At 63.5% G+C, this 7,327-nt stretch carries 6 protein-coding genes; 4 read left to right on the plus strand and 2 right to left on the minus strand.

From position 1 onward, the window contains the following. Nucleotides 1–790 precede the first annotated feature (790 nt). The 4 genes from E1295_RS46030 to E1295_RS46045 all read left to right on the plus strand — a co-directional run bounded on the left by E1295_RS46030 (nt 791) and on the right by E1295_RS46045 (nt 6,262). Nucleotides 791–2,665 (plus strand): DUF2075 domain-containing protein, encoded by a 1,875-nt coding sequence (locus tag E1295_RS46030; RefSeq protein ID WP_132641408.1) that lies wholly within the window; start codon nt 791–793, stop codon nt 2,663–2,665. A gap of 346 nt (nt 2,666–3,011) precedes the next feature. Further along, complete coding sequence (locus tag E1295_RS46035) at nt 3,012–4,733, plus strand: DUF2075 domain-containing protein (protein WP_246081199.1); 1,722 nt, start codon at nt 3,012–3,014, stop codon at nt 4,731–4,733. 586 nt (nt 4,734–5,319) lie between these two features. Then, nucleotides 5,320–5,664: an HAD family hydrolase gene (locus E1295_RS46040; protein ID WP_342775975.1), complete on the plus strand. Its 345-nt coding sequence runs from the start codon at nt 5,320–5,322 to the stop codon at nt 5,662–5,664. A gap of 97 nt (nt 5,665–5,761) precedes the next feature. Next, complete coding sequence (locus E1295_RS46045; protein ID WP_132641412.1) at nt 5,762–6,262, plus strand: hypothetical protein; 501 nt, start codon at nt 5,762–5,764, stop codon at nt 6,260–6,262. Between the two features lie 10 nt (nt 6,263–6,272). On the opposite strand, the gene E1295_RS46050 is transcribed toward E1295_RS46045, so the two are convergent. Together E1295_RS46050 and E1295_RS49505 are read right to left on the minus strand one after the other, a co-directional pair. Then, nucleotides 6,273–6,566 carry a WXG100 family type VII secretion target gene (locus tag E1295_RS46050; RefSeq protein ID WP_132641414.1) on the minus strand — a complete coding sequence of 98 codons (294 nt, stop codon included), beginning with the start codon at nt 6,564–6,566 and terminating at the stop codon, nt 6,273–6,275. 2 nt (nt 6,567–6,568) lie between these two features. After that, a partial coding sequence (locus E1295_RS49505; protein ID WP_166427755.1) for a hypothetical protein occupies nt 6,569–7,327 on the minus strand: 759 nt, incomplete at its 5' end.

A 7,327-nucleotide genomic window follows, 5' to 3' on the forward strand; every position in this document is an offset into this window, starting at 1 on the left:
CTCAAAGGCTGGAGAATCTTGCGCAAGCTACGCTGCAGCCCGTCCAAGGCCAGCCACCTCTGCAAGGCCATCGCCGTCCTTCAGAACCATCGCGTCACCCAAGCCGGGTGAGCCTGAAATAGGTTCACTGCAGGGGGCACGCATCTCCACCAGGCTTTTTGGCCTCTGACCTGCGGTTTCTCAACCGCAGGTCTTTTGCTTGTCAGACCCCCGGTAGGCCGCCGGAGGCACCCATATGCAGCCGTAGGACAGAGTTCTGGGGACATATGGGGGATGATCTTGGACGCGTTTCTCCAGGTCCAAGTTGCCGCTCTTCCTCTCCCCGCCCGTAGGGGACACTACCGGCGAGCAGCGAGGCGCGGTCCGATAAGACGACCTAAGGCGTCCACCCGTCGGGGTGGGCCCCAGCCGCGCCAGCAGTCGTGAGCACCACGCAGAGCACAGCAAGGCCAGCAAAGTTGAGGGCGATACACATTTATCCCGATCTTTGCGCACAGAGCCGACATCTGCGCTAGATGTTCGTAGGGGTGTCGGGTGCACTCCGGGCTACGACCAACCACCTGAAGCGACCAAGTCAACACAAAAGCACTTAAATAGGCGGCAACGCGACGAGTTGCCTGAAGGCAATCCGCCAAGAGGCCAGCCGAGTGCGGACGCTGCGGGGACAGCGACCATAGAACTCGGACCCTGAGGTGCCGGTCAGCAGCTCGGTGACACACCGTTGTATGCCCTATGCGTTCCTGTCCGTGTCCGCCAGCCACCGGCGGCGTCGTCTCCAAGGAGTGCTTCCGTGGGGTTGCAGTGCCTCTACCAGGGCAGTGCCAGCGAACTGGCCGCAGCGATTGCCTGCGACGACTTCATCGACGACCTCAGAAAACGCTTCCGAGACGCCTACTGGCAGGACCCCGACGAGCGGGAAGTCCGTTCCTGGAACAACAGCATCCCCACCGTCGTCCGCCTCCTTACGGAGGCGGGTCTCGGAGAGGTGCAGGTGCTGCTGGAGCTGAAAGCTCCCATCACCGACGTACGCATGGACATGGTTCTCGTCGGCACCTTCCCCGAGACGGATTCAGGGTCGGTCGTGGTCGTGGAGAACAAACAGTGGTCCTGGTTACAGCCGGACGGAGAGATGGTAAGGCTCCGCCGCGACGGGATACCTCAGCTGCACCCGGCGAACCAGTTGATGGGTTACTTACAAGTGTTACGCGGTTACGTGCCCATGACGCGCGACGAGAAGTTATGTGGTGTCGTCAACCTGCACAACGCTCCCGCCCACCTGGTCGAAGCCGTACGACCGAAGCAGCAGGGCTTGGAGAAGCTGGTGCAGGAGTGGGTGGCGGTGTACGGAGCGGAGGCCCACCGCGAGGAACTCAAGGAGGTGCTTCGCCGGCGATTGTCCGGCGCCAACGCAGCACAGCAGGCCGAGACATTGCTGCAAGCACCGGTCAAGCCCGGGCATGGCCTGATGACGCGGGTGGCCGAGTGCGTGCGCGAACGCACGGTCTTCCCACTGTTGGACGAGCAGCGCGAAGCCTACGACTACGTCCGCCACCTGGTGAGCGCCAGCAAGCAAGGTGCGCGTAAGGAGATCGTCGCCATCCTCGGCGGCCCCGGGACCGGCAAGAGCGTCATCGCCGTCGAACTGCTCGGCACGCTGGCCCGCCAGAAAGTCGACGTTGTCCACGCGACCGGCAGCCGATCCTTCACCCGGACCCTGTGGAAGTACGCGGGCCTGCCCGGTAAGCAGCGAGGACTCTTCACGTACTTCAACAGTTTCTCTGACGCCACCCCCAACGACCTCGATGTGATCATCGCGGATGAGGCGCACCGTCTCCGAAAGACGTCACACAGTCGAAAGGGTGAGGACGATCTACGAGAGCCGCCGCTGCAGATCGACGAACTGATTCACGCGGCTCGCGTTCCTGTGTTCCTGCTGGACGAGCATCAAGTCGTACGCCGCGGTGAGGTCGGTTCTCTTGACCTCATTCGCGACAGCGCGGAACGACTTGGCTACGGGGTCCGCGAGATCAATCTACGCCACCAGTTCCGATGCGCCGGCTCTCCCGAGTACGTCGACTGGATTGAGCGGTTACTCATGCTCCGCCCCAGCAACGGACGGCCGGACTGGCAGCCACTGGAGAACTTCACGTTGTATGTCGCTCGCGATCCGCTGGCGATGGAGAACTACCTCAAGGCCCGGGTAGCCGAGAACCACACGGCCAGGATCGCTGCCGGCTTCTGCTGGCCATGGAGTAAACCGAACGCCGACGGCACCCTCCCGGACGATGTGCGCATCGGTGACTGGCACCGCCCATGGAATTCGCAGGCCACCGATCACCTGGGAGACATTCCACCATCTCCGCTGTGGGCCACCGACCCGGCAGGCTTCGGCCAGATCGGCTGTGTCTACAGCGCTCAAGGCTTCGAATACGCGTACGCCGGCGTCATCATCGGCCCTGATCTGGTGTGGCGAAACGGGTGGCAGAGCGATCGCCGCTACAACGTGGACCGAGACCAGAACCAAGCCCTGCAGTTCAGCATGGTGATCCGCAACACCTACCGAGTCCTGGCCACACGTGGCATGCGCGGGGCCGTTCTGTACGCCACCGATCCTGCCACCAACCAGCTGCTGGTCGACCTTGGGGTCCCGATCCTCGGAGAGTGATCCACATCGGCGCAGAACCACCGGCGTAGGGATGCTCTGGAGGATCCATGCTGTACTGTTCCGCGGCGAGCGCAGCCCCCGCTACCCTTTTCGCGACCATGTGGTGCGGCCCGACGGGCTTTCGCGGTTGTACGACTCCGGTCGAAGCGAATAAGCCCCCACCCGCACGAGTTCCTTCGTGCTGCCTGGGGGTCAATCCGTGACGGCTCTACGGCTGTCTGTCGACAACCTGCTCACCTCTCCCAATGAGGCTGCTCTGGCGGAAGCCATCGCCGAGCACGTACGTGCGACCACCGGACGCCGCTCCTCCCCTGCAGAGATCAGGTCCTGGCAACGCAGTTTGCCCGTGCTCGCTCGCGACCTGGCCGACGCCGGGTTGCGCAGGGTCGAAATGCTCGTGGAGTACAAGCTCCCACTGACCAGCCGGCGGGCCGACGTAGTTCTCGCCGGTGTGCATCCGCAGACCGGCGAGGACTCGTACGTCGTCGTCGAGCTCAAGCAGTGGAGCCGCGCTGAGCCGTCCGAGTCAGGCGAGCATCTGGTCATCGTGGACGGCATGGGTGGTGGCGAGACACTGCACCCGACTGAGCAGGTGCGCCGGTACTGCGAGTACATGTGCGACTTCCTCGGCGTGCTCAACGACAGGCCGCACGCCGTGTACGGAGCCGCGTACCTGCACAACGCGATGGACCTGGACATCGACGGTCTGTCGGAGCAGGTCCGCGACGAACGCAGCCGCCTGTTCAGCAAGCAGCGGCGTGGTGAGTTCCTCCGATACCTGAGCGAGCGGCTGTCCGATAAGCCGGGCGCCGATGCCGCGGACCGACTCCTGTCCAGCGCCGTCGCTCCCAGCAAGCAGCTCATGAGCTACGCCTCGAAAGAGATTCGCGAGCGAGAGCAGTTCACGTTGCTGGACGAACAGCAGGTCGCGTACGAGCTGGTCATGGGAGCCGTCGACAAAGGTCGACGGGCGGACTTCAAGCAGGTCGTCATTGTCACCGGCGGCCCCGGCAGCGGCAAGAGCGTCATCGCTCTGTCCCTCCTCGGCGAGCTGTTCAGGCAGGGCCGATCGGCGCTGCACGCCACCGGCTCGCAGTCCTTCACCCAGACCATGCGCCGCTCTCCCGGTCGTGGCAGCACCCGGATCAAGAACCTCTTCAAGTACTTCAACAGCTTCACCGACGCCGAACAGAACGGCATGGACGTGCTGATCTGCGACGAAGCTCATCGCATCCGCGAGACGTCCACCAACCGCTTCACCCCGGCGGCCAAACGAACGGGACGCAGCCAACTCGACGAGTTGCTGTCCGCCGCGAGAGTTCCGGTTTTCCTCCTCGATCAGCACCAGGTGGTGCGCCCCGGTGAACTCGGCACCGTGGCCGGCGTCGAGCAGTACGCCCGGGCCAAGGGCTATGACGTGCGCTTCGTATCGCTCGACGAGCAGTTCCGGTGCGGCGGCAGCCGGAAGTACGAGCAGTGGGTTCTCCGCCTGCTCGGCCTCGCCGACGGCGGGCCGATGGAGTGGGATGGAGACGAGGACTTCGAGGTACGACTCGCCGACTCGCCACAAGAGCTCGAGGCATATCTGAGCGCCAAGCCTGGCACCGCCCGGATGACCGCCGGCTACTGCTGGCCATGGAGCGACCCGCGCCCCGACGACACCCTCGTCAACGACGTCGTCATCGGCGACTGGGCACGGCCGTGGAACGTCAAGAAGGATCGTGCCGTCGGCGACTTCCCGCCCAGCATGTTGTGGGCCAGCGAGCCCAACGGGTTCGGACAGGTTGGGTGCGTCTACACCGCCCAAGGATTCGAGTACGACTGGAACGGCGTCATTCTCGGCCCCGACCTGACCGTCCAAGACGGTCGCCTGGTCTCCATCCGTAGCGAGAACAAGGACCCCGCGTTCAGGAGCCGCAAGTCCGTCCCAGACAGCGAATTCGACCAGCTTGTGCGCAACGTCTACAAGGTGCTGCTCACGCGCGGGATGCGCGGGACGGCCATCTACGCTGTCGACGCTGCGCTGCGAGATCACCTCACCGGTTTGATTCGAACGCCGAGGACCTGAGCAACCATCTGAGCCATCCGGCTTTATGCACAGAACTTGAACGATCAGCCAGCCTCAGCTGCGAAGCACCCCAGCGAGCGTCTGAGAGCGTGAATCACCCTGGGGGACGCCGCAGTTGCGAGTGGTCGCAACCTGTTTGTGGCTACTCAATCCGCCATCGAACCGGCGGATCGCAGGGAAGATCCACCAGTCCTAATCCCGCAGACCACGGAACTTGTCCATCCGCGATGGCGGCAATACGCATCCCGGCAATTCAGCGAGTGCCTAAGATCTCAATTGTGCATCGTCTTGCCCTCTTTTACCTAGATCGAACCGCTTAAAGACCTCGATGCCGCGTTTTCCGGTGGGCCGAGGAGTTCGCCAGTGAACACCGCTTGGATCCTGAGGCTCTTACCTGGCTCATCCGCCCAGAACATGACGCGCGCCCACATCGAGAAGCATTCTTCAGCACGGTGCGCGAACACTTCGGCCTGGCGGAGCCAGTCGAGGAGCTATGGGCCGGCTACCGCCGTCGGATGCCCCACCTCGTGCAGTGCTACCCGGGGTCTTGGCTGGATTAGCCGACCTACGCGCCGCTGGATGGTGCGTGGGCATCGTCACCAACGGCATGGCCGACAACCAAGTCGGCAAGCTCCAGCAGACCGGCCTGGCGAACGCGGTCGACGGCTACGCCATGTCCGGGGTCGAGGGCATCCGGAAACCGGAGACCGGACTCTTCGAGATCGCCGCCCAGCGATGTGGGACCAGCCTCGACGGGGGCGGCTGGATGGTTGGTGACAACCTCATCGCCGACATACAAGGAGCACAGTCAGCTGGCCTGCGTACGATCTGGATCGATCGAGGAACGTGGCCAGGTGCCGAGCATCGAGCCGACCACGTCGTAGCCGGTATCTCAGAGGCCATCGCCATCCTGCATGACGGAAACAGCTAGACAGTACTGCTCCATGTTGCGCAACCAAGATGCGGAATTAGTGCATAGCGGGCATACAAGGTGTACGCGGGAGTAGGCGTTAGGTAATGTCCGGAGCGTGCGCCCAGATACTCGCCGGCTGTCTGTTGTCGCCGCGTTGCTCGTCTCGCTCGTAGTCGCAACGGGTTGCACCCAGGACCCTGAAAAGCCCACCTTGGACGAAGCTGCCAAGCAGCTCGTCGCCGACGGCGACAAACTGCTCGCCTCACCATCCTTAACCGCTACCGGATCGGCGACCGCGACCGAAAAGGCGGATAAGGACAACGAAGCGGGGTGTTTGCAAGGCCAGGTCCAACGATTCTTCAGAGCACAGGGCGATCTCACCGGGCCACCCAACAAGCACTCGCCGGGCACAGCCGCCGGCCTGCTTCGTGGACTGCTGGTGTCCGAGGGCTACGAGGTGATCGTGGACGATCTGGACCTCGCAGACGAGAACCTGGGAGTGACCGTACTGCGCAACCCGGCGACTGAACTGACCTTCATGGTGACCGTACGCAACAGTCAGCAGCCGAACATTCTGATCGTCGGAAAGACCAGTTGCTACGAGCCCAACGTTTGATCCGACTCATTCACCCAGGCAGTTGAGCTGCCTCATTGCGCAGGAGCTGTGCCTGGTTGCGAAGTCGCTGGGCCGTGGACCTGCAGTTCTCTATCAGACTGCCGACCTCGCGCCGTAACTGCGCCGCCTGCGTGGCGAAACGGTCAGCCGCCGGCCCTTTCCAGAACGCGTGAGCGTCCTGCGGCCTCGCTAGCGTGCCGGCAAACACTCGGTCCAGTTCTTCGGCGTACCGCGTGAGCGTTGTGGCGAGCGCCTCCTTGTCGGTCGCCTGCCGGTACAGCTGACCTTGACTGGGGATGGTCATGCTCACCCTCCTCGTTGCTCCAGCGCCTTTTTCAATGCGTTGGAAAGCCGTCCACGGAAGGACATCCGCACCTCTTCACGCTGCTCCCTCGTCAGTGGCTTCTCACCGTGCGCGTCAAGCGACTCATTCACCCAGTCACCCAGCCGATTGGCCATTTGGTCCGCAACGCCACCCGCTGTGCCAGGAGTCTGCTTGTCGAGGTAATCGGTGATCATGCTTTTCAAACCGTCCTTGGCTTCGTCCAGCCCGGCATCCCGTGCAGTGGCCACGGTGGCGTCCTGAATGGTCCAGTACTTGCTGGACAGCCAAGAGATGGGCAGTAGCGCGACGGTGGCGAGCCAGTCCGCGTACTCGTCGTCGCTCCACTCCGCGTAGGTCGAGCCGCTCAACATCAGGTCTGCCGCCCCACCCGCGAGGGACGCGCGATTGGTGTACTCGGCCTGGACGGCTTCATCACCGAACGGCCGGAACCGGCCGATGTCCAAGCTCTGCGCGTAATCGTGTGACGCCTTCATCAGCGCCTGCGCCGCCTCCTTGTCCTGCATCAGGCCACCCATGAACCGGGAGGCCTCGTCCGGGTGGACGCTGTCCCACAGCGACGATGTCGGGTGCACTGCGGTCAGATCCGGCGAGTCGCGTTTGACCTGGCCGCGGGCAAGCTGATCGAGGTACGGGCCCACGTTCTTGGCCAGGGTCTCGCTGATCGGCGAATCATGGAACGTCCCCCACCCGCCGCCGATCCATGGGCTGTCCTTCGCCCC

Origin of the sequence: Nonomuraea mesophila, from assembly GCF_004352805.1 — a bacterium.
GTDB lineage: Bacteria > Actinomycetota > Actinomycetes > Streptosporangiales > Streptosporangiaceae > Nonomuraea > Nonomuraea longispora.